17 protein-coding genes are annotated in these 18,781 nt (G+C 71.8%); 9 read left to right on the forward strand and 8 right to left on the reverse strand.

Annotated features, from left to right (window positions below; genetic code table 11):
* Nucleotides 1-35: 35 nt before the first annotated feature.
* A complete protein-coding gene (locus tag WQ53_RS11725) occupies nt 36-461 on the reverse strand; it encodes an organic hydroperoxide resistance protein (RefSeq protein WP_052632602.1) in 426 nt (141 codons plus the stop codon).
* A 110-nt stretch (nt 462-571) separates the two neighbouring features.
* Here WQ53_RS11725 and WQ53_RS11730 point away from each other — a divergent pair, with 110 nt between their 5' ends.
* The 7 genes from WQ53_RS11730 to ruvB all read left to right on the forward strand — a co-directional run bounded on the left by WQ53_RS11730 (nt 572) and on the right by ruvB (nt 7,391).
* On the forward strand, nt 572-1,405 hold the full coding sequence (locus tag WQ53_RS11730; protein ID WP_052632604.1) for an AraC family transcriptional regulator: 834 nt from the start codon (nt 572-574) through the stop codon (nt 1,403-1,405).
* Nucleotides 1,402-2,100: an esterase/lipase family protein gene (locus WQ53_RS11735; protein ID WP_052632606.1), complete on the forward strand. Its 699-nt coding sequence runs from the start codon at nt 1,402-1,404 to the stop codon at nt 2,098-2,100. The genes WQ53_RS11730 and WQ53_RS11735 overlap by 4 nt, the downstream gene beginning before the upstream one ends.
* A gap of 34 nt (nt 2,101-2,134) precedes the next feature.
* Entirely contained in the window at nt 2,135-2,857 is a 723-nt protein-coding gene (locus tag WQ53_RS11740) for a YebC/PmpR family DNA-binding transcriptional regulator (protein ID WP_052632608.1), read from the forward strand.
* A 103-nt stretch (nt 2,858-2,960) separates the two neighbouring features.
* Complete coding sequence (ruvC, locus tag WQ53_RS11745; RefSeq protein WP_052634059.1) at nt 2,961-3,479, forward strand: crossover junction endodeoxyribonuclease RuvC; 519 nt, start codon at nt 2,961-2,963, stop codon at nt 3,477-3,479.
* A gap of 31 nt (nt 3,480-3,510) precedes the next feature.
* Nucleotides 3,511-4,098, forward strand: coding sequence for a Holliday junction branch migration protein RuvA (ruvA, locus tag WQ53_RS11750; protein ID WP_052632610.1), 588 nt, complete (start codon nt 3,511-3,513; stop codon nt 4,096-4,098).
* A gap of 53 nt (nt 4,099-4,151) precedes the next feature.
* A complete protein-coding gene (locus WQ53_RS11755) occupies nt 4,152-6,077 on the forward strand; it encodes a potassium transporter Kup (RefSeq protein ID WP_052632611.1) in 1,926 nt (641 codons plus the stop codon).
* Between the two features lie 291 nt (nt 6,078-6,368).
* A complete protein-coding gene (gene ruvB, locus WQ53_RS11760; RefSeq protein ID WP_052632613.1) occupies nt 6,369-7,391 on the forward strand; it encodes a Holliday junction branch migration DNA helicase RuvB in 1,023 nt (340 codons plus the stop codon).
* A gap of 779 nt (nt 7,392-8,170) precedes the next feature.
* On the opposite strand, the gene pdxA is transcribed toward ruvB, so the two are convergent.
* From pdxA to WQ53_RS11790, 6 genes are all read right to left on the reverse strand, one after another.
* Entirely contained in the window at nt 8,171-9,151 is a 981-nt protein-coding gene (pdxA, locus tag WQ53_RS11765) for a 4-hydroxythreonine-4-phosphate dehydrogenase PdxA (protein WP_052632615.1), read from the reverse strand.
* Nucleotide 9,152: 1 nt separating this feature from the next.
* Entirely contained in the window at nt 9,153-10,511 is a 1,359-nt protein-coding gene (locus WQ53_RS11770; protein ID WP_052632617.1) for a peptidylprolyl isomerase, read from the reverse strand.
* A gap of 4 nt (nt 10,512-10,515) precedes the next feature.
* Nucleotides 10,516-12,810 carry an LPS assembly protein LptD gene (gene lptD, locus WQ53_RS11775; protein ID WP_052632620.1) on the reverse strand — a complete coding sequence of 765 codons (2,295 nt, stop codon included), beginning with the start codon at nt 12,808-12,810 and terminating at the stop codon, nt 10,516-10,518.
* 121 nt (nt 12,811-12,931) lie between these two features.
* Entirely contained in the window at nt 12,932-13,843 is a 912-nt protein-coding gene (locus tag WQ53_RS11780; RefSeq protein ID WP_052632622.1) for a histone deacetylase family protein, read from the reverse strand.
* Nucleotides 13,844-14,211: 368 nt separating this feature from the next.
* Nucleotides 14,212-14,775, reverse strand: coding sequence for a cob(I)yrinic acid a,c-diamide adenosyltransferase (locus WQ53_RS11785; protein ID WP_052632624.1), 564 nt, complete (start codon nt 14,773-14,775; stop codon nt 14,212-14,214).
* Between the two features lie 16 nt (nt 14,776-14,791).
* Nucleotides 14,792-15,385: a hypothetical protein gene (locus tag WQ53_RS11790; RefSeq protein ID WP_052632626.1), complete on the reverse strand. Its 594-nt coding sequence runs from the start codon at nt 15,383-15,385 to the stop codon at nt 14,792-14,794.
* A gap of 282 nt (nt 15,386-15,667) precedes the next feature.
* On the opposite strand from WQ53_RS11790, the gene ubiH reads away from it, so the two are divergent.
* Nucleotides 15,668-16,867: a 2-octaprenyl-6-methoxyphenyl hydroxylase gene (ubiH, locus tag WQ53_RS11795; RefSeq protein ID WP_052634060.1), complete on the forward strand. Its 1,200-nt coding sequence runs from the start codon at nt 15,668-15,670 to the stop codon at nt 16,865-16,867.
* Nucleotides 16,864-18,039: a UbiH/UbiF family hydroxylase gene (locus WQ53_RS11800; RefSeq protein ID WP_052634061.1), complete on the forward strand. Its 1,176-nt coding sequence runs from the start codon at nt 16,864-16,866 to the stop codon at nt 18,037-18,039. The genes ubiH and WQ53_RS11800 overlap by 4 nt, the downstream gene beginning before the upstream one ends.
* A gap of 207 nt (nt 18,040-18,246) precedes the next feature.
* Here the strand turns inward: WQ53_RS11800 and WQ53_RS11805 are convergent, their stop codons facing one another.
* The gene (locus WQ53_RS11805; protein ID WP_052632628.1) at nt 18,247-18,624 is read right to left on the reverse strand and encodes a hypothetical protein; all 378 of its coding nucleotides are present in this window, start codon (nt 18,622-18,624) and stop codon (nt 18,247-18,249) included.
* Nucleotides 18,625-18,781: the final 157 nt, after the last annotated feature.

Genomic DNA, 18,781 nt, shown 5'->3' on the forward strand with positions numbered 1-18,781 from the left:
TCTTTCTTCCTTGAGCGAGGGTGGGGGAAGGGAACTCAGGCGACGACGAGCGAGACGTCGATGTTGCCGCGGGTGGCGTTGGAGTACGGGCAGACGATGTGGGCCTGTTCGACCAGGGCCTGCACCTGCTCGCGCGGCAGGCCGGGCACGGCGATGGTCAGTTCGACCTCGATGCCGAAGCCGGTGGGGATCTGGCCGATGCCGACCTTGCCGGTGATCGAGGTGTCGGCGGGCAGGGCCAGCTTCTGCCTGCCGGCGACGAACTTCAGCGCGCCGAGGAAGCAGGCCGAGTAGCCGGCGGCGAACAACTGTTCCGGATTGGTGCCGTCGCCGCCGGCACCGCCCAGCTCACGCGGGGTGGACAGCTTCACGGCCAGCAGGCCGTCGGAGGAGGTGGCCTGGCCTTCGCGGCCGCCGGTGGCGGTGGCAGTGGCGGTGTAGAGAACCTTTTCGATGGACATGGCGGGATTCCTGGGGTCGGGGGTCGATGCCGTTCGGGCAGGGGTACTTTGCGCCGGCCGCTGCTACGATTTGTTACATGAAATCCTGAAAACTTGATCTGGAGTACGAGATGGTCGATCGGCTCGCGGTGCTGCTGGAACGGTTCCCGGTCAGTGCGCAGGTGTTCCACGCCGGCCCGCTGTGCGGGATCAACGCCCTGGATGGCGATGACGGGTTCGGCCAGCTGCACCTGGTCCAGCGCGGGCCGGTGGAGGTCTCGCATGCCGGGAGCACGGTGCAGGTCGGGGAGCCGAGCCTGCTGCTGTACCCGCGCCCGCTGGCGCACCGGTTCAGCACCGACCCGGAGCGCGGCGCGGACATGGCCTGCGCCAACCTGCGCTTCGAGGGCGGCGTGCAGAATCCGGTCGCCGCCGCGCTGCCGGCGTTCGCCTGCATGCCGCTGGCGGCGCTGCAGGGCGCCGAACCGGTCCTGGCGCTGCTGTTCGAGGAGGCATTCGAGCGGCGCTGCGGCCGCCAGGCGATGGTCGACCGGCTGTTCGAGGTGGTGATGATCCAGCTGCTGCGGCACCTGATGGAGAGCGGCGAGGTGCGCGGCGGCCTGCTGTCGGGGCTGTCGCATCCGCGCCTGCGCAATGCCATCGTCGCCATGCACGAATCGCCGGCCCGGGAGTGGACGCTGGAGGATCTGGCCGCGGTGGCCGGGATGTCGCGCAGCGTGTTCGCCGCCGCCTTCCGCGAGGCGCTGGGCACCACCCCGGGCCAGTACCTGCAGGGCTGGCGGGTGGGCCTGGCCCAGCAGGCGCTGCGCCGGGGACGGCCGTTGAAGGTAGTGGCGGCCGAGGTCGGTTACGGCAGCGAGGCGGCGTTGTCGCGTGCGTTCAAGGCGCACAGCGGGCTGTCGCCGCGGGCATGGAAACAGCAGGACGGCGGTGCGGCGCCATGAGTGCTTCGGACGACCGCTCCGGCGCCGACGAAACGGTGGCCTTGCCGGTCACGGACCGAGTCGTGCTGGTCCATGGCATCTGGAATGCGAAATGGTGGCTGGTGCCGCTGGCGTGGCGGCTGCATCGCGCCGGGTTCCGGGTGCGGACGTTCGGCTACCCGAGCATCGTCGGCGGGCCGGAGCCGGCGATCGAGGCGCTCATCGCACGGCTGCGCGGCGGCCCGCCGCAATATCTGGTCGGACACAGCCTGGGCGGGCTCGTCGCACTCGAGGCGTTGCGGCGGGCGCCGGACCTGCCGGTGCCGCGCATGGTCTGCCTGGGTTCGCCGTTGCGCGGCAGCGCCGCCGCGCATGCGCTGGCCGGGCATCCGCGCCTGGCCTGGGCGCTGGGTCGCAGCAGCGCCCTGCTGCAGGCCGGTTGCGCCTCGTGGGACGGGCGCGTGCCGGTGGGCATGGTCGCCGGCGACGTCGCGCGTGGCATCGGCCGCCTGTTCGCGCGGTTCGACGGGCCGTCGGACGGCACGGTGGCGGTGGCCGAGACCTGCCTGCCCGGCCTGGCGGCCCGCTGCCAGGTGCATGCCAGCCATACCGGGCTGGTGTTCTCGGCCGAGGCGGCGCGGCAGGCGGTCGCGTTCCTGCGCACGGGCGCGTTCACCGGTCCGGCAGCGGAGGACGCCTTGCAGGGGCCGGTATAATCGCGTTCCTGTCCGGATACGCAGCGTGAGCTCCATGGGTCGTGGCCCCTCGATCGAAGCCCGCAAGAACGCCACCGACGCCAAGCGCGGCAAGGTGTTCACCAAGCTGATCCGCGAGATCGGCGTGGCCGCCCGCGCCGGCGGCGGCGAGCCGGCCAACAACCCGCGGCTGCGCGCGGCGATGGACAAGGCGCTGGCCGCCAACATGTCCAAGGACGTGATCGAGCGCGCGATCAAGAAGGCCACCGGCGAGCTGGAAGGGGTCGAGTACGAGGAGATCCGCTACGAGGGCTACGCGCCGGGCGGCGTGGCGGTGATCGTCGACTGCCTGACCGACAACCGGGTGCGCACCGTGGCCGACGTGCGCCACGCCTTCTCCAAGAGCGGCGGCAACATGGGTACCGAGGGCTCGGTGGCCTTCATGTTCAGGCGCCTGGGCGTGCTCAGCTACGAGGGCGGCGACGAGGACCGGATCACCGAAGCGGCGATCGAGGCCGGCGCCGACGACGTGGTGGCCTATCCGGAGGACGGCGCGATCGACGTGGTCACCGCGCCCGAGAACTTCGAGGCGGTGAAGCAGGCGATGGAGGCGGCCGGCCTGGCGCCGGGCTATGCCGAGGTGACCTTCCGCGCCGACAACGACATCGCCGTGTCCGGCGACACCGCCCAGCAGGTGGTCAAGCTGCTGGGCATGCTCGAGGACCTGGACGACGTGCAGAACGTCTATTCCAACGCCGACCTGGGCGACGCCGGCTGAACATGCACCCGGCCGCGGGCCAAGCGGTGGCGGTTGCGGCCCGGGATCCCGTTCCGGAGGTAGCCGCGTGACCGCCGCCCGTCCGCCGGCGCCGCAGGCCACGGTGCGCATCCTCGGCATCGATCCGGGCTCGCAGCGCACTGGCATCGGCATCATCGACGTCGACGCGGCCGGTCGCGTCCGCCATGTCCACCACCAGCCGCTGGTGCTGCTCGGCGAAGGCGACTTCGCCGCGCGCCTGAAGCGGCTGTTGCACGGGCTGGCGGCGCTGATCGACGAATACCGGCCGCAGGAAGCGGCCATCGAGCAGGTCTTCGTCGGCCGCAGCGCCGATTCGGCACTCAAGCTCGGCCAGGCGCGCGGCGCGGCGATCAGCGCGGTGGTCCTGCGCGACCTGCCGGTCAGCGAGTACGCCGCGCGCGAGGTCAAGCTGGCCGTGGTCGGAACCGGGGGCGCGGACAAGGCCCAGATCCAGCACATGGTGGCGGCCATGCTCGGCCTGACCGGCAAGGTGCAGGCCGACGCCGCCGACGCGCTGGCCATCGCCCTGACACATGCCCACGTGCGCGCCACCGCGCAACGGCTGGGCGTCGATGCGCGCCTGGCCTGGAGCCGCAAGTGACCCCACACACCATCCGTTCCGGAGCGGCAACATGATCGGACGCCTGCGCGGCATCCTCGCCCTGAAGCAGCCGCCGTGGCTGGTGGTCGACGTCAATGGCGTCGGCTACGAGCTCGAGGCGCCGATGAGCACCTTCTACGACCTGCCCGAGGTCGGGCGCGAGGTGGCGCTGTTCACCCACTACGCGCAGAAGGAAGACAGCGTGTCGCTGTACGGCTTCCTGCGCGAAAGCGAACGGCGCCTGTTCCGCGACGTGCAGAAGGTCAGCGGCATCGGCGCGAAGATCGCCCTGGCGGTGCTGTCGGGGGTGAGCGTGGACGAGTTCGCGCGGCTGGTGCAGGCCGGCGACGTGACCGCGCTGACCCGCATTCCCGGGATCGGCAAGAAGACCGCCGAGCGCATGGTGGTGGAGCTGCGCGACCGCGCCGCCGACCTGGCCGGCGGCGCGCCAGCGGGCGTGCCGACCGCGGCCGGCGATCCGGTGGCCGATGCGGTCAACGCCCTGCAGCAGCTCGGCTACAAGCCGGCCGAGGCCGTGCGCATGGCCCGCGACGCGGCCGCGGCCGGCGACGACGCGGCCGCGATCATCCGCAAGGCCCTGCAGTCGGCGCTGCGCTGAGGCGCAGGCCGCCGCACGCGCTACCCGCGCGACCGCGCTAACCTAGGGCCGCCATGTCCGCAGCGCATACCCCCACGCCTGCCTCCGGCCCGCACGGTGCGCCTTCGCACGGTGTCGGCGCCGGTCACCTGGCACTGGTCGTCGGCGCGATCGGCGTGGTCTTCGGCGACATCGGCACCAGCCCGCTGTACACGCTGAAGGAGGCGTTCTCGCCGCACTACGGCCTGGACAGCGACCACGACACGGTGCTGGGCGTGCTGTCGCTAGCGTTCTGGGCGCTGATGGTGGTGGTGACGCTGAAGTACGTGACCATCATCATGCGCGCCGACAACGAGGGCGAGGGCGGCATCATGGCGCTGATGGCGCTGGCCCAGCGCACCCTGAAGAACGGCTCGCGCTCGGCCTATGTGGTGGGCATCCTCGGCATCTTCGGCGCCTCGCTGTTCTTCGGCGACGGGGTGATCACCCCGGCGATCTCGGTGCTCGGCGCGGTCGAGGGCCTGGAGATCGCCGCGCCGGCGCTGCACAACTTCGTCGTGCCGATCACCGTGGCGGTGCTGCTGCTGGTGTTCATGGCCCAGCGCTTCGGCACCGAGAAGGTCGGCAGGGTGTTCGGCCCGATCACCTGCCTGTGGTTCGTGGCGTTGGCGGCGATCGGCATCTGGAACATCGTTTTGGCGCCGGAGGTGCTCAAGGCGTTCAACCCGTACTGGGGCGCGCTGTTCTTCGTGGAGCACGGCTGGCACGGAGTGTTCATCCTCGGCGCAGTGGTGCTGGCGGTGACCGGCGGCGAGGCGCTGTACGCCGACATGGGCCACTTCGGCGCGCCGCCGATCCGGCACGGCTGGTACTTCTTCGTGCTGCCGTGCCTGGTGCTGAACTACCTGGGGCAGGGCGCGCTGGTGCTGGAACACCCGGAGCTGGTGCGCAACCCGTTCTACGAGTCGGTGCCCGGGTGGGCGCTGTACCCGATGATCGTGCTGGCCACCCTGGCCGCGGTGATCGCCTCGCAGGCGGTGATCACCGGCGCGTTCTCGGTGTCGCGCCAGGCCATGCAGCTGGGCTACATCCCGCGGATGCGGATCAAGCACACCTCGCACGACACCATCGGCCAGATCTACATCCCCGGCATCAACTGGCTGCTGATGGTGATGGTGATCGGGCTGGTGCTGGTGTTCCGCAGCTCGAGCAACCTGGCGGTGGCCTACGGCATCTCGGTGTCGGCGACCATGCTGATCGACACCCTGCTGCTGGCGCTGGTGGCGCGCGCGCTGTGGCCACGCTGGCGCAACTGGGTGCTGCCGCTGTGCGTGGTGTTCTTCCTGATCGACCTGGCCTTCGTGGTGGCCAACGGCGCCAAGCTGATGCAGGGCGCCTGGTTCCCGGTGGTGCTGGGCATCGTCCTGTTCACCCTGATGCGCACCTGGCGCCGCGGCCGCGAGCTGATGCGCGAGGAACTGAGGAAGGACGGCATCCGCGTCGACACCTTCCTGCCGGGACTGATGCTGGCGCCACCGGCACGCGTGCCCGGCACGGCGGTGTTCCTGACCACCGATGGCACGGTGGTGCCGCACGCGTTGCTGCACAACCTCAAGCACAACAAGGTGCTGCATGAACGCAACGTGTTCCTGACCGTGGAGACGCTGCCGGTGCCGCACGCGCCGGCGGACAAGCGGCTGCGGATGGACCAGATCGGCGACGACTTCTACCGGGTCATCGTGCGTTTCGGCTTCATGGAGACGCCGGACGTGCCGCTGGCGCTGATGCGTGCCTGCGACGTGGGCGGGCTGTCGTTCGACCCGATGGACACGACCTATTTCGCCAGCCGCGAGACGGTGGTGGCCAGCGCCCGCCGCGGCATGCCGATCTGGCGCGACCGGCTGTTCACGGTCATGCACCGCAACGCGGCGCCGGCGACGGGGTTCTTCCGGATCCCGGGCAACCGGCTGGTCGAACTGGGTTCGCAGGTGGAGATCTAGCGTCACCTCCAGTCGCGTGCCCTTGGCTCCCTCCCTTTCGCCGCAGGCGAAGGGGGTGAAGAGGGCTGCTTGCACGCCACTGGCGTGCAGCCCGATGAACGCCCGAAGGCTGTGCCTGAGGGCCGGACGGGCTGGCGAAGGGGTGCTTTGGCTTTGGCTGTTGCTCTGCTTTGGCAGTGATCGCGAAAGCAACAGCAAGAGCACCCCTCCCCGACCCTCCCTTTGCGCTGCGCGCAAAGGGAGGGGGAAAAGCGGGCAGCAAAGCGCGCGCGCAGCGGCCATAATCCCCGCATGACCGACGACCGCATCATCGCTTCCGCCTCCACCCGCGAGGACGAGGCCATCGAGGCCTCGATCCGGCCCAAGCGCCTGGACGAATACCTGGGCCAGCAGCCGGTGCGCGAGCAGCTGGGCATCTACATCGAGGCGGCCAAGGGCCGCGGCGAGGCGCTGGACCATGTCCTGATCTTCGGGCCGCCCGGGCTGGGCAAGACCACGCTCAGCCACGTCATCGCCAACGAGCTGGGGGTGAACCTGCGGGTCACCTCCGGCCCGGTGATCGAGAAGGCGGGCGACCTGGCCGCGCTGCTGACCAACCTGCAGCCGCACGACGTGCTGTTCATCGACGAGATCCACCGCCTCTCGCCGGTAGTCGAGGAGGTCCTGTATCCGGCGATGGAGGACTTCCAGATCGACATCATGATCGGCGAGGGTCCGGCCGCGCGCTCGATCAAGCTGGACCTGCCGCCGTTCACCCTGATCGGCGCGACCACCCGCGCCGGCCTGCTGACCGCGCCGCTGCGCGACCGCTTCGGCATCGTCCAGCGGCTGGAATTCTATTCGCCGGAGGAGCTGACCCTGATCGTGCGCCGCTCGGCGGCGATCCTGGGGATCGACTGCGAGGCCGGGGGTGCCGGCGAGATCGCGCGCCGCGCGCGCGGCACGCCGCGCATCGCCAACCGCCTGCTGCGGCGGGTGCGCGACTATGCCCAGGTCAGGGCCGCCGGCCACGTCAACGCGGCGGTGGCCGAGGCGGCGATGACGATGCTCAAGGTCGACCCGGAGGGCTTCGACGAACTCGACCGGCGCATGCTGCGCACCATCGTCGAGCATTTCGATGGTGGGCCGGTGGGTGTGGAGTCATTGGCCGCCTCGCTGTCGGAGGAGCGTGGCACGCTGGAGGACGTGATCGAGCCGTACCTGATCCAGCAGGGCTTCCTGGTCCGCACCGCGCGCGGCCGCATGGCCACGTCCAAGGCCTACCGCCACCTGGGCCTGAAGGCGCCGGCGCGCGAGGCGGGCGAACTGTTCTGAGCCGGGTCGCCGCGGCGTTGCCCGCTGTGCACTGGTGCAAGATCAGTCTTGTCGGCGACCTGTTTGCCAGCCTTGCTTGGCCCGGCAACCGCAACCGCAACCGCAAAGTCAAAAGCACCGGGTGTGGTCGGCTTCGGGCTGAGCCGCGGCAGGCCGGGAGTATTGCGGTCGTCTCGACGGCACATCCCTGTGCCGACTCACCGACGCGGCCATCCCTGGCCGCTGCCGCAATACTCCCGGCCCGCCACGTCTCCGGGAGCTTTGGCGTCATGGCTCCGTTCAGGCGATGAGCAGCGCTCGGCTCTTGTAGGAGCGGGCATGACCGCGACCCGACGCCGTCGGAACTACGARGTCGTCGCTTGGGCCGACGGCGTCGGGTCGCGGTCATGCCCGCTCCTACAGAAAGCAGTTCCGTCGCAGGTTTGCCCCCTCCCATTCGCCGCAGGCGAAGGGGGGTGAAGAGGGCCTGCAAGCACTGGCGTGCAGACCGATGAACGCTCGAAGGTGGTGCCTGAGGGCCGGGCGGGTCGGGGAGGGGTGCCGTTGCTGTTGCTGTTGCTCGTCTGATCGAAGCTGCGACCTCGAAGCCACCCGAGGCCGTCGTGCCCTGGGGGTCTGGCGCAAGCAGCACAGGGATGTGCTGCGCTCGCGACTCGGAGGCAGGACGCCGGAGTGGAGCGATGCGCCAGACCCCCAGGGCACGGCGGCCCCGTCCGAAGCCGATGCATCTGCTTCTGCTTCGGCTCTTGCTCCGAGAAGCGCCGCCCGCAGCCCGCGAGCTACCGCGCCTGCCGCCGCGCCGCCATCCGCGCACAGGTGGCCACCGCCGCCTCCAGGCTGGACGGATCGGCCACGCCACGCCCAGCCAGGTCCAGCGCGGTGCCGTGGTCGACCGCCACGCGCGGGTAGGGCAGGCCCAGGGTCAGGTTCACCGCGCGCTCGAAACCGCTGTACTTGAGCACCGGCAGGCCCTGGTCGTGGTACATGGCCAGCACCGCGTCGAAGCCGGCCAGCTTCTGCGGCAGGAAGGCGGTGTCGGCGGGCAGCGGGCCGACCACGCGCATCCCGCCGCTGTGCAGCTCGGCCAGCAGCGGGACGATCGTGTCGATCTCCTCGTGGCCCAGGTGTCCCGCTTCGCCGGCATGCGGGTTCAGGCCGAGCACCGCGATCACCGGTTCGGCGATCCCGAAATCCTCGCGCAGCGCCGCCTCGGTGGTGCGCAGCACGCGGCGCAGCAGGTCGGCGTCGATGGCGTCGGCGACCCGGCGCAGGGGCAGGTGGGTGGTGGCCAGGGCCACGCGCATGACCTCGTTGGCCAACATCATCACCACCTCGCGGCCGGCGTGGCCGGCGAGCAGTTCGGTGGTACCGGTGTACGGGATGCCGCCCTCGTTGATCGCCGCCTTGTGCACCGGGCCGGTGACCATGCCGGCGAAGTCGCCGCGGATGCAGCCGTCGGCGGCGTCGAGCAGGGCGCCGATCACCGCGCCCGCGTTGCGCGGGTCCGGATGGCCGAAGGCCACGGCGTTGTCGTTGGGGAACATGCGCAGCGGCAAGTCGCCGGCGCCGCGCGCCGGTTCGTCCTCATGCAGCAGGTTCAGTGGCAGGCCGAGCGCGTCGGCCGCCGCGCGCAGCGTGGCCGGATCGGCGAAGGCGACCAGTGCGCAGTCGCTGCGTGGCCGCTGGGCCAGGCGTACACACAACTCCGGGCCGACTCCCGCCGGTTCCCCGGGAACCAGCGCCAGCCGGGGCAGCGCCATCTCAGCCGCCGGCGGGCGGTGCCGGCGCCGCGGTGGTGCCGCCGTCCTCGGCGCGATCGCCGGTGCGGAACACGACGTAGGCTTCGCCGCGCAGTTCCTGCAGGTAGCGGTTGAAGTCCTCTTCCAGCTTGCGCCGGCCGATGGTCTCGCGGACCTGGGCGCGGCGGTTGTTGTCGGTGACGTCGGTCTGCCGCACGCCCACCCGCTGGATCACGTGCCAGCCGGCCTCGGAACGGAACGGCTGGGACACGCCGCCGTCGCTCAGCGCGGTGATCTGGTTGCCGAAGTCCGCGCCGAAGGCGTCGGCCGGGAACCAGCCCAGGTCGCCGCCCTGGCCGCGGGTGTTGTTGTCCTCGGACGATTCGCGCGCCACCGCCTGGAAGTCGGCGCCGCCGGCGATCCGCGCATGCATGGTGTCGATCTTGGCCTTGGCGGCGGCGGCGTCCTGGCGGTCGTTGATCCGGACCAGGACGTGGCGCACGTGGTATTCGGTGACCGTCTGCGAGGGGCCGCCGCCGGCCGAGGCGTCGCGCACGTCCACCAGCTGCAGCAGCTGGAAGCCGCTGGGACCGCGGATCGGGCCGATGATCTGGCCGGGCGACAGGTCGGCGATCATCCGCGAGAACGCGGTCGGGATCTCGTCCTGGCTGCGCCAGCCCAGGTCGCCGCCTTCCAGCGCGTTGGGGCTGTCGGAATAGCGCACCGCGGCGGCGGGGAAGGTCAGTTCGCCGCGGTCGAGCACGTTCTTGATGCCTTCGATCTTGCGCTGGCCGGTGGCGATCTGTTCGGCGGTGGCGCCCTCGGGCAGGGCGACCAGGATGTGGGCCAGGTGGAACTGGCGGCCACCCGAGGCCTGCTGGGCCAGCGCCGAGTCGACCTCGCTCTCGCTGACGTTGATCCGGCTCTGGGCGAAGCCCTGGCGCAGGCGCTGGATCATGATCTCGTCGGCCAGCGAACGGCGGAAATCGTCGAAGGCCAGGCCGTCCTCGGCCAGCCGCTGGCGCAGGCCGTCGAGCGTCAGCCCGTTCTGCTGGGCGATGGCGGCCACCGACTGGTTGAGTTCCTGGTCGCTGATGCGGACGCCCTGGGCCTTGGCGCGCTCCACCTGCAGGCGGGTCAGCACCAGCCGCTCGAGCACCTGCCGCTCCAGCACCGCGCGCGGCGGCAGCTGGTCCTCGCGGCCGGCGTACTGGGCGATGATGTTCTGCATCGCCAGGTCCAGTTCGCTCTGCAGCACCACGTCCTCGTCCACGACCGCGGCGATGCGTTCGATCGGCTGCAGTTGCTGGGCCGGTGCGGCGAAGGGAAGCGAGAAGAGGGCGGCTGCGGCCAGGAAGGTCGCGGAAAGGCGAAGGCTCATGGACTCACGGAATGAGGTTCGGATCGTAGTCGTCCGGATCGGGCGTGGTGTTGCTGGGCGGGACCAGATACAGGTCGTCGCGGTGGTAGCCGAGAATAGCACGGCGCAGGGTGCGCTCCGTGTCCTGGCCAGCCGACCCTAGGCCCTTTAGCACGAATTCCACCTGAACGGCGTTGTCGAGCTCGCCGGCGCGGTTGCGCACGTAGCGCCGGGCCACCACCCGCACCGCCAGGCAGCAGCTGTCCCACTGCACGCCGCCGATGGCCTCCAGCAGCTTGTCGTCGGCCAGCGAGTGGTAGTAGCGGCCGACCACGCTCCAGGTGGGGTTGATCGGGTACAGGAAGGAGAAGTCCGCCTGCTCGAGCAGGTCGCGGCGGTAGCGGTAGCTCAGGTTGGCCACGCCGTCGCCGGGCCACAGGTAGCGGGCGCGCACGCTGGCCAGGTCCTCGCGGCGGAACTTCGGGTCCCACTGGTAGGAGGCGCCGAGGGTCCAGCGGTCGTTGATCACGTAGTTGCCGTCGGCCACCCAGGCCGACTTGCCTTCCTGCACCGGCAGCTCGCCCGGGGCCACCACCCGCGAATCCTCGAAGTAGCGGATCTGGCCCAGGCTGGCCGACAGCTTCTCGCGGCCGTCGGCTTCGCGGATCAGGCGTGTGCTCAGGGCCACGGTCAGCTGGTTGGCGTCGGTCTGGCGGTCGGCGCCGGAATAGCGGTTGTCGCGGAACAGCTGGCCCCAGCTGAAGGTGAACGGCCGGGTGTCGAACAGCGGCAGCCCGTCCTGCTCGCGGTACGGGGCGTTGAGGTAGAACAGCCGCGGTTCCAGTGTGTGCAGGTAGGCTTCGTCGCCGATGGTGGTGTGGCGGTCGAAGTACACGCCCGCGTCGAGCGTGGTGATCGGCAGGTTGCGGGAGGGCGAGGCATCGCCGCCGAGCTGTTCCGCCAGGCCGCTTTCCAGCTGGTAGGCGGTGTAGCGCCAGGCCAGGGTCGGGGTGATGTACCAGGCCGGCCCGGCCAGCCGCGCCGAGACGTAGGGCTTCACGTCCAGGCGGCTGCCGCCGGGGCGTTCACTGTGGTCGAAGTGCACTGCCTCGGCCCACACGCCGGCGTCGAGCCACTGGCCCAGCGGCTGCTCCCAGTTGACGTAGACGCGCGGCAGCCGGCTGTAGGGAAGGTTGGCGTCGGTGAGGGTGTAGTCGGTGAGCTGGAAGTGCTCGGCCATCGCGCCGGCGTTCCAGTACTGGCCGACGCCGTAGACGCCCGCCGTGCTCTGCAGGTAGGACGCGGAAATGCCGGCGAGGCGGTTGGCGAAGTCCTCGATGTAGCGTTCGTCGCTGACCCAGCCCAGGTTCGCACGTGCCTGCCAGGTGCCGCTGAGGTTGTGGTAGCCGCTGAACTGGAAGCGCCCGCGGTCGCGATCGCGCAGGCTGTCGTTGGGCATGTACGCTGCATTGAAGATGCCGCGGCCGCCCGAATAGAGGTAGCGGAACTCGCTGTCCAGCAGCAGCCCGCGCTTGCTCATCCAGCGCGGCATCAGGGTCATGTCGTAGTTCGGCGCCAGGTTCAGGTAGATCGGCTGGCGGTAGTCGAAGCCGTTGCGCCCGGACATGCTCACCGACGGGTAGAGCAGGCCGGTCTGGCGGCGGTCGTCGACCGGGAACTTGAACCAGGGCACGTACAGCACCGGGAACCTGCCCATCCGCAGCACCGCGTTGCGGGCCACGCCGAAGCCCTCGTCGCTGTCCACGTCGATCCGCTGCGCGCGCAGGTCCCACATGCGCTGCGAGGGATCGCAGGTGCTGTAGGTGGAGTGGTGCATCTGCCCGAGCGGGCCGGTCAGCGCGATCGAGTCGGCGCCGCCGTTGCCGCGCCGGTCCACCAGCTGGTAGCGGATGTTGGTGATGGTGTGGGTGTCGGTGTTCTGGTTGCCCTCGGCGCGGTCGGCGACGATGCGGATGCCCGAGTCCTGGTAGCGGACGTTGCCTTCGGCCACGTAGGTGCCGGCCTCGGTGTCGAAGTTGAGGCTGTCGGTGCCCAGGAACTGGTCGCCGCGGATCAGGGCGACGTTTCCCTGGATCTGCGGGGTGGCGCGGGTGCCGCTCTGCTCGTCGCCCTCGATCACCGTGGGCTGGTTCTCGCGCGCCGGGTCGCCGGGCTGGGCCGCCGGTGGCGCCCCCTCGAACGGCGGGATGATGTCGCCGATCGGACACAGCGCCCAGCTCAGCGGTTTTTCATCCGCCATCGCCGGCAGGCAGACGGCGATGCTCAGGGACAGCGGGAGCAGGCGCAGGGGGGAACGCACGGGCGGGGGGCATCCAGGCCGGAAAATCGCCGGTAGCTTGCCGGATGCGGGTGCATGCGGGCAATGAAAGCCGGCCCGCGGCGCAGGCGAGGTTCATCCGGCGCCGCCGGCACCGGGCGGGTCAGTCCTGCAGGGCGCCGACGTGCGCCACCGCGCACTCGGCCAGCGCGTCGAGGTTGTAGCCGCCCTCGAGCATGGACACCAACCGGCCGCCGCCGTGGCGGGCGGCGATCGCGCGCAGTTCGGCGGTGATCCAGGCGAAGTCCTCGGCCTCGAGCATCAGGTCGGCCAGCGGGTCGGCCAGGTGCGCGTCGAAGCCGGCCGATACCAGCAGCAGCTGCGGCCGGAAGTCGTCCAGCGCCGGCAGCAGCGAATCCAGCCAGGTGTTGCGGAAGCGGAAGCCGCCGCTGCCCGGCGGCAACAGCGCGTTGTGCAGGTTGCCGGCGCCGCGTTCGTGCACGCTGCCGGTGTGCGGGTAGAGCCCGGACTGGTGGCTGCTGAAGTAGGCCACCGCCGGCTGGCGCTGGAAGATCGCCTGGGTGCCGTTGCCGTGGTGCACGTCGAAGTCGACGATCGCGATGCGTTCCAGGCCGTGGCGCTCGCGCGCATGGGCGGCGGCCACGGCGATGTTGTTGAACAGGCAGAAACCCATCGCCGCGTCGGCGGTGGCGTGGTGGCCGGGCGGGCGCACGGCGCAGAAGGCGGTCTCGGCCTCGCCGGCCATCACCGCGTCGATCGCCGCCGCGCCGGCGCCGGCGGCGTACAGGGCGGCGCGGCCCGAGGCCGGGCACAGCACGGTATCCGGATCCAGGCGCTGCAGGCCGTCGGCGACCGGCGCCAGTACCTCGTCCACCAGCTCGGCGGTGTGGACCCGCAGCAGGTCGCCGCGCTGGGCCATCGGCGCCTGCCGCCAGGGCAGGCCGGGATAGGCCGCGCGCAGCGCGTCGAGCACCACGCGCAGTCGCGCCGGCTGTTCCGGATGCTCCGGGCCGGGATCGTGGTCGAGGCAGGCGGGGTGGGTCCAGGCCAGCATGCGGCCAACCTAGCGCGCAACCGCGACCGGCGCCATCCGCTTTTGGTCGGAGCGGCGACGCACGCAGGAGCCAGGCTTGCCGGCGACCCGGGCATCGGAACCATGCACGTGGCCTGCGCCGACGGCGTCGGGACAACGGGTGGCGGTGTAGGAGCACAGCTTGCTGGCGACACGGGCGTCGGAATCATGAGGACGTCGCCTGTGCCGAGGTCGTCGCGTCGCCGGCTGAACCCGGCTCCTACAACAGCCCTGGCGCGGCCGCCCTTCACGCTCTTCTGTAGGAGCCGACTTCAGTCGGCGACACGGGCGTCGGAACGATGAGGGCGTCGCCTGGACCGACGCCGCCGCGTCGCGGGCAAGCCCTGTTCCTACGGCGCTGCGTTGCGCCGCTCGTGTCGCCACAGCACCTCGCCCTGGCCGTCGGCGCGGGCCAGCACCCGGGCCAGCACGAACAGCAGGTCGGACAGGCGGTTGAGGTAGCGGATCGCCTCGCCGCGCACGGTTTCCTCGCGCGCAAGCGCCACCGTCTCGCGTTCGGCGCGGCGCACGATGGTGCGGGCCAGGTGGCAGCGGGCGGCGGCCTCGCCGCCGGCCGGCAGGATGAAGTCCTTCAGCGGCGGCAGGTCGGCGTTCCAGCGGTCCAGGTGGCGCTCCAGCGCGTCGATGTCCGTGCCATGGACCGCCGCGTGGCCGGGGATGCACAGTTCGCCGCCGAGGTCGAACAGCTGGTGCTGCACCGCGGTCAGCAGCTCGCGCACCTCGTCCGGCACGTGCGGTGCGGCCAGGACCACGCCGATCGCCGAATTGGCCTCGTCCACGGTGCCGTAGGCGGCCACCCGCAGCGAGTCCTTGCCGGTGCGGCTGCCGTCGCCCAGGCCGGTGCTGCCGTCGTCGCCGGTGCGGGTGTAGATCTTCGAGAGGCGGTTGCCCATGGCCGGGCCGCGGCGGTCAGTGCGCGGTGCGGTCGCTGCCGCGGCCCACGGTCGGGGCGATGCGCTCGGCCGCCAGCTGCAGCGCCGCGGCGATGCCCACGTACACCGCCGCGGTCACCAGGTACGGCGGCAGCCAGTCGGTGTAGTTCTTCCACCAGCCGGCCAGGGTCGGATCGGCCACCGAGGCGCTGAGCCAGTAGAAGCCGCCCTGGGCGAACAGGTGGCAGGCCAGCACCGAGACGACGAACGCCAGGGCCAGACGGCCCAGCGCATCCCAGCTGGCGCCGCGGTAGTGGCGGCGCAGCCAGGCGCCGCCGAGCCACATCGCACCGTAGGCCGGCAGCAGGAACCAGTAGCCCGGCGAGACGCAGTAGTGGCTCCAGAAGTCGATGCCCTGGCCGCTGATCACCCACCAGTCCACCGCCACCGCCAGCGCCATCAGCAGCGGGAAGGCCCAGCGGCCCCAGCCGCGCAGGTGGAAGCCGGCGATGAAGAACACCGCCCAGGTCGCGTCCGGCGGCGAGAAGTGGTCGAACACGTGCGCGCGCGAGGCGGCCATCAACAGGGCCAGGACGGACAGGATGAACAGGCGGGACGTGTTGGCGGTCATGGCGCGCGGGTGGTGAAGACTAGGCCGGCATTCTAGCCCATGCCCGGGCGGGGCCGGCGCGGCGGGCCGCGATGGGCACCGGGAAACCGGCGTCGGCTCCGCAGCAACGCCCCATCGTTCCGGTGAACGCCGGGACCCAGTGTCTTCCGTTTTTCCCGGGCTGCAGGCCGCGGTACGCGCGCGCAAAGTCGCTGGGTCCGGCGTTCGCCGGGACGACGGGGGCATGGATTGCAGGCTTCCGCGCTCGGCAATACCGCGCAGGCCGCCGCGTATCATGTGCCGATGATCCGAACACACGACGTGCTCATCGTCGGCGGCGGCCTGGTCGGCGCCAGCCTGGCGATCGCCCTGGACGGGCTGCCACTGGACGTGGCGCTGGTGGAGGCCACCCCGCCCGGCAACCTGCCGGCAGTGTTCGACCAGCGCAACCTGAGCCTGGCCGCGGCCTCGGTCAACGCGCTCGAGGCGCTGGGCGTGATGCGCGAACTGCGCGCGCCGGCCGGGCCGATCCGGCGCATCCACGTCAGCCGCGCCGGCGACTTCGGCGCGGTGCGGCTGGAGGCGGCCGACTACGGTCGCGAGACCTTCGGCCAGGTGGTGGTGGCGCGCGACTTCGGCGAGGCGCTGGAGGCGCGGCTGGCGCGGTTGCCGCGCCTGACCCGCTACCGCCCGGCGCGCTTCGTCGGCCTAGACGACGGCGACGGCGAGGCGCGCGGCGTGCGCCTGGCCACCGCCGACGGCGAACTGCAATTGGGCGCGCGCCTGCTGGTCGCCGCCGACGGTACCCGCAGCGCGCTGCGCGAAGCGCTGCGCATCGGCGCCCGCAGCCACGACTACGGCCAGACCCTGTTCGTGGCCCGGATGCGCGCCGAACGCGCGCCCGACGGCACCGCCTGGGAGCGCTTCACCGACAGCGGCCCGACCGCGCTGCTGCCGCGCGGCGACCGTGCCTGGGGCGTGGTCCACGGGGTGCCGGCCGCGCAGGCGGCGGCGGTGGCCGCGTTGGACGAGGCCGGCTGGCTGGCGCGGATCCAGCAGGCGTTCGGCTGGCGCGCCGGGCGCTTCCTCGGCGCCGGCGAGCGCAGTGCCTATCCGATCGCTTCGGTCATCGCCGAAGCGCTGGTCGCGCCGCGCGCGGTGCTCCTGGGCAACGCCGCGCAGACGATCCATCCGGTCGGCGCGCAGGGCTTCAACCTCGGCCTGCGCGACGCGCTGACCCTGGCCGAGCTGCTGCGCGCGCATGCCGGCGACCCGGGCGAAGACGCACTGCTGGCGCGCCACGCGCAGCGCCGCAGCGAGGACCGCGAGCGCACCCTGGCCTTCTCCGATGGCCTGGCGCGGATGACCGGCAATCCCTCGCCGCTGCTGCGGCCGCTGCGCAGCCTGGGCCTGCTCGCCGCCGACCGCGGCGGCTGGCTGCAGTCGTGGCTGGTCGGCGGGGCGATGGGCTTCCGCGGCGACGTACCGGAGCTGTGCCGGTGAGCCGCGCGCGCCTGGACGTGGCGGTGGCCGGCGGCGGCGTGGTCGGCGCGGCCTGCGCGCTGGCCCTGGCCCGCGCCGGCCTGGAGGTGGCGCTGGTCGAGCCGCGCCCGGCGCCGCGCTGGCTGGCCGAACGGCCCGACCTGCGCGTGTATGCGCTGGCGCCGGACAACGCCGGCCTGCTCGACCGCCTCGGGGTGTGGCCGCAGGTGCGGGCCGCGCGCGCGCAGCCGTACCGGCGGATGCGGGTGTGGGATGCTGCTGGCGGCGGCGAACTGATGTTCGACGCGGCGGCCATGGCCCGCGCCGAACTCGGCTGGATCGTGGAGAACGACCTGCTGGTCGACCGGCTGTGGGCGGCGCTGGCCGCCGCCGGCGTGCGGCTGCATTGCCCGGCGCGGGTCGAGGCGCTGGAGCAGGACGCGGCCGGCGCGCGCCTGCGCCTGGACGACGGCACCCGGCTGGACGCGCGGATCGCCATCGCCGCCGACGGCGCCGGCTCCGCGGTGCGCCGTTTGGCCGGGCTCGAGGTCGATGCGCACGACTACCACCAGCGCGGCGTAGTCGCTTTCATCGAGACCGGGCAGCCGCACGAGGACACCGCCTGGCAGCGGTTCCTGCCAACCGGGCCGCTGGCATTGCTGCCGTTCGCGGACGGGCGCAGCTCGATCGTGTGGACGCTGCCGGACGCGGAGGCCGCGCGCGTGCTGACGCTGGACGACGACGCCTTCGCGGTCGAGCTGACCGACGCCGCGGCCGCGCGCCTGGGCCATGCGCGTCCGGTCTCGCCGCGCGTGGCCTTCCCGCTGCGCCGGCAGCTGGTGCGGCAGCAGGCCGCCGGGCGCGTGCTGGTGCTGGGCGACGCGGCGCACGTGGTGCATCCGCTGGCCGGGCAGGGCGTGAACCTCGGCCTGCGCGACGTGGCCGCGCTGCTGCAGGAGATCGAATCGGCGCGCGCGCACCGCGCCGACTGGACCGCGCCGCACCGCCTGCAGCGCTGGGCGCGCACGCGGCGCAGTGACAACACGGTGTCGGCCTACGCCTTCGAAGGCATCAACCGGCTGTTCTCGAACGCGAACCCGGCCGCGGTGCTGGCCCGCGGGCCGTTGCTGGGCCTGGCCGGGAAGCTGCCGCCGCTGCAGCGCGCGCTGTGGCGTCACGCGGCCGGGGTGTAGGCGCCGACTCATCGGCGACCCGGCGCCATCGGCACAGGCGGCGCCCTTGTAGTTCCGACGCCTGTGTCGCCGACTGAAGTCAGCTCCTACAGGAGAGCGGCCGCGCCGTGGCTGTTGTAGGAGCCGGGTTCAGCCGGCGACACGACGCCGTCGGCACAGGCGATGTCTTCGTGATCCCGACGCCCGTGTCACCAGCAAGCTGTGCTCCTACAGGATCCAGCCGGCCAGTTCCTCGCGGTCCAGCTTGCCGTCGCGGTTGGCGTCGACCCGGTCGAATTCGGCGCGCAGGCTCGCATCGGCCGCGGCCTCGCGCCGGTCGACCAGGCCGTCGCCATCGGCGTCCAGCGCCGCGAAGTCGAGCCGGTCGCCGCCGATCAGGCTGGCCGGTTCGACCGAACGGATGATGATGCGCTGGCCATGTTCGCCCTCGATCACGACCATGCCGGTCTGCCGCTGCAGCGGCTGGTCGGCCGGTGTTGCGGTGGCTGGCGGCAGCGGCAGGGTGGTGGCCGGCGGGCCCTTGGCCGTGGCGTGGCCGGCGGCCAGCAGGAGCGGCAGGCAGAGGGTGGCGAGGTAGCGCTTCATGGCGTCGAGGGGAAAGTGGAATGGCCGTGAGCGCAAAGCTAGAAGTCGGCGAGTGAAGCGGCGTTGAACCGGCGGCTCTCGTAGGAGCCGGGCTTGCCCGCGACGCGACGCCGTCGGCCCGGGCGATGCCCCCACCATCCCGACGCCCGTGTCGCCG

The organism is Pseudoxanthomonas suwonensis, assembly GCF_000972865.1.
Classification (GTDB): Bacteria; Pseudomonadota; Gammaproteobacteria; order Xanthomonadales; family Xanthomonadaceae; genus Pseudoxanthomonas; species Pseudoxanthomonas suwonensis_B.

What these genes read in the sequence shown, in the direction of transcription:
- WQ53_RS11725 (WP_052632602.1), bottom strand. Translation starts at nt 461, where the DNA reads ATGTCCATCGAAAAGGTTCTCTACACCGCCACTGCCACCGCCACCGGC.
- WQ53_RS11730 (WP_052632604.1), top strand. Translation starts at nt 572, where the DNA reads ATGGTCGATCGGCTCGCGGTGCTGCTGGAACGGTTCCCGGTCAGTGCG.
- WQ53_RS11735 (WP_052632606.1), top strand. Translation starts at nt 1,402, where the DNA reads ATGAGTGCTTCGGACGACCGCTCCGGCGCCGACGAAACGGTGGCCTTG.
- WQ53_RS11740 (WP_052632608.1), top strand. Translation starts at nt 2,135, where the DNA reads ATGGGTCGTGGCCCCTCGATCGAAGCCCGCAAGAACGCCACCGACGCC.
- ruvA (WP_052632610.1), top strand. Translation starts at nt 3,511, where the DNA reads ATGATCGGACGCCTGCGCGGCATCCTCGCCCTGAAGCAGCCGCCGTGG.
- WQ53_RS11755 (WP_052632611.1), top strand. Translation starts at nt 4,152, where the DNA reads ATGTCCGCAGCGCATACCCCCACGCCTGCCTCCGGCCCGCACGGTGCG.
- ruvB (WP_052632613.1), top strand. Translation starts at nt 6,369, where the DNA reads ATGACCGACGACCGCATCATCGCTTCCGCCTCCACCCGCGAGGACGAG.
- pdxA (WP_052632615.1), bottom strand. Translation starts at nt 9,151, where the DNA reads ATGGCGCTGCCCCGGCTGGCGCTGGTTCCCGGGGAACCGGCGGGAGTC.
- WQ53_RS11770 (WP_052632617.1), bottom strand. Translation starts at nt 10,511, where the DNA reads ATGAGCCTTCGCCTTTCCGCGACCTTCCTGGCCGCAGCCGCCCTCTTC.
- WQ53_RS11780 (WP_052632622.1), bottom strand. Translation starts at nt 13,843, where the DNA reads ATGCTGGCCTGGACCCACCCCGCCTGCCTCGACCACGATCCCGGCCCG.
- WQ53_RS11785 (WP_052632624.1), bottom strand. Translation starts at nt 14,775, where the DNA reads ATGGGCAACCGCCTCTCGAAGATCTACACCCGCACCGGCGACGACGGC.
- WQ53_RS11790 (WP_052632626.1), bottom strand. Translation starts at nt 15,385, where the DNA reads ATGACCGCCAACACGTCCCGCCTGTTCATCCTGTCCGTCCTGGCCCTG.
- ubiH (WP_052634060.1), top strand. Translation starts at nt 15,668, where the DNA reads ATGATCCGAACACACGACGTGCTCATCGTCGGCGGCGGCCTGGTCGGC.
- WQ53_RS11805 (WP_052632628.1), bottom strand. Translation starts at nt 18,624, where the DNA reads ATGAAGCGCTACCTCGCCACCCTCTGCCTGCCGCTCCTGCTGGCCGCC.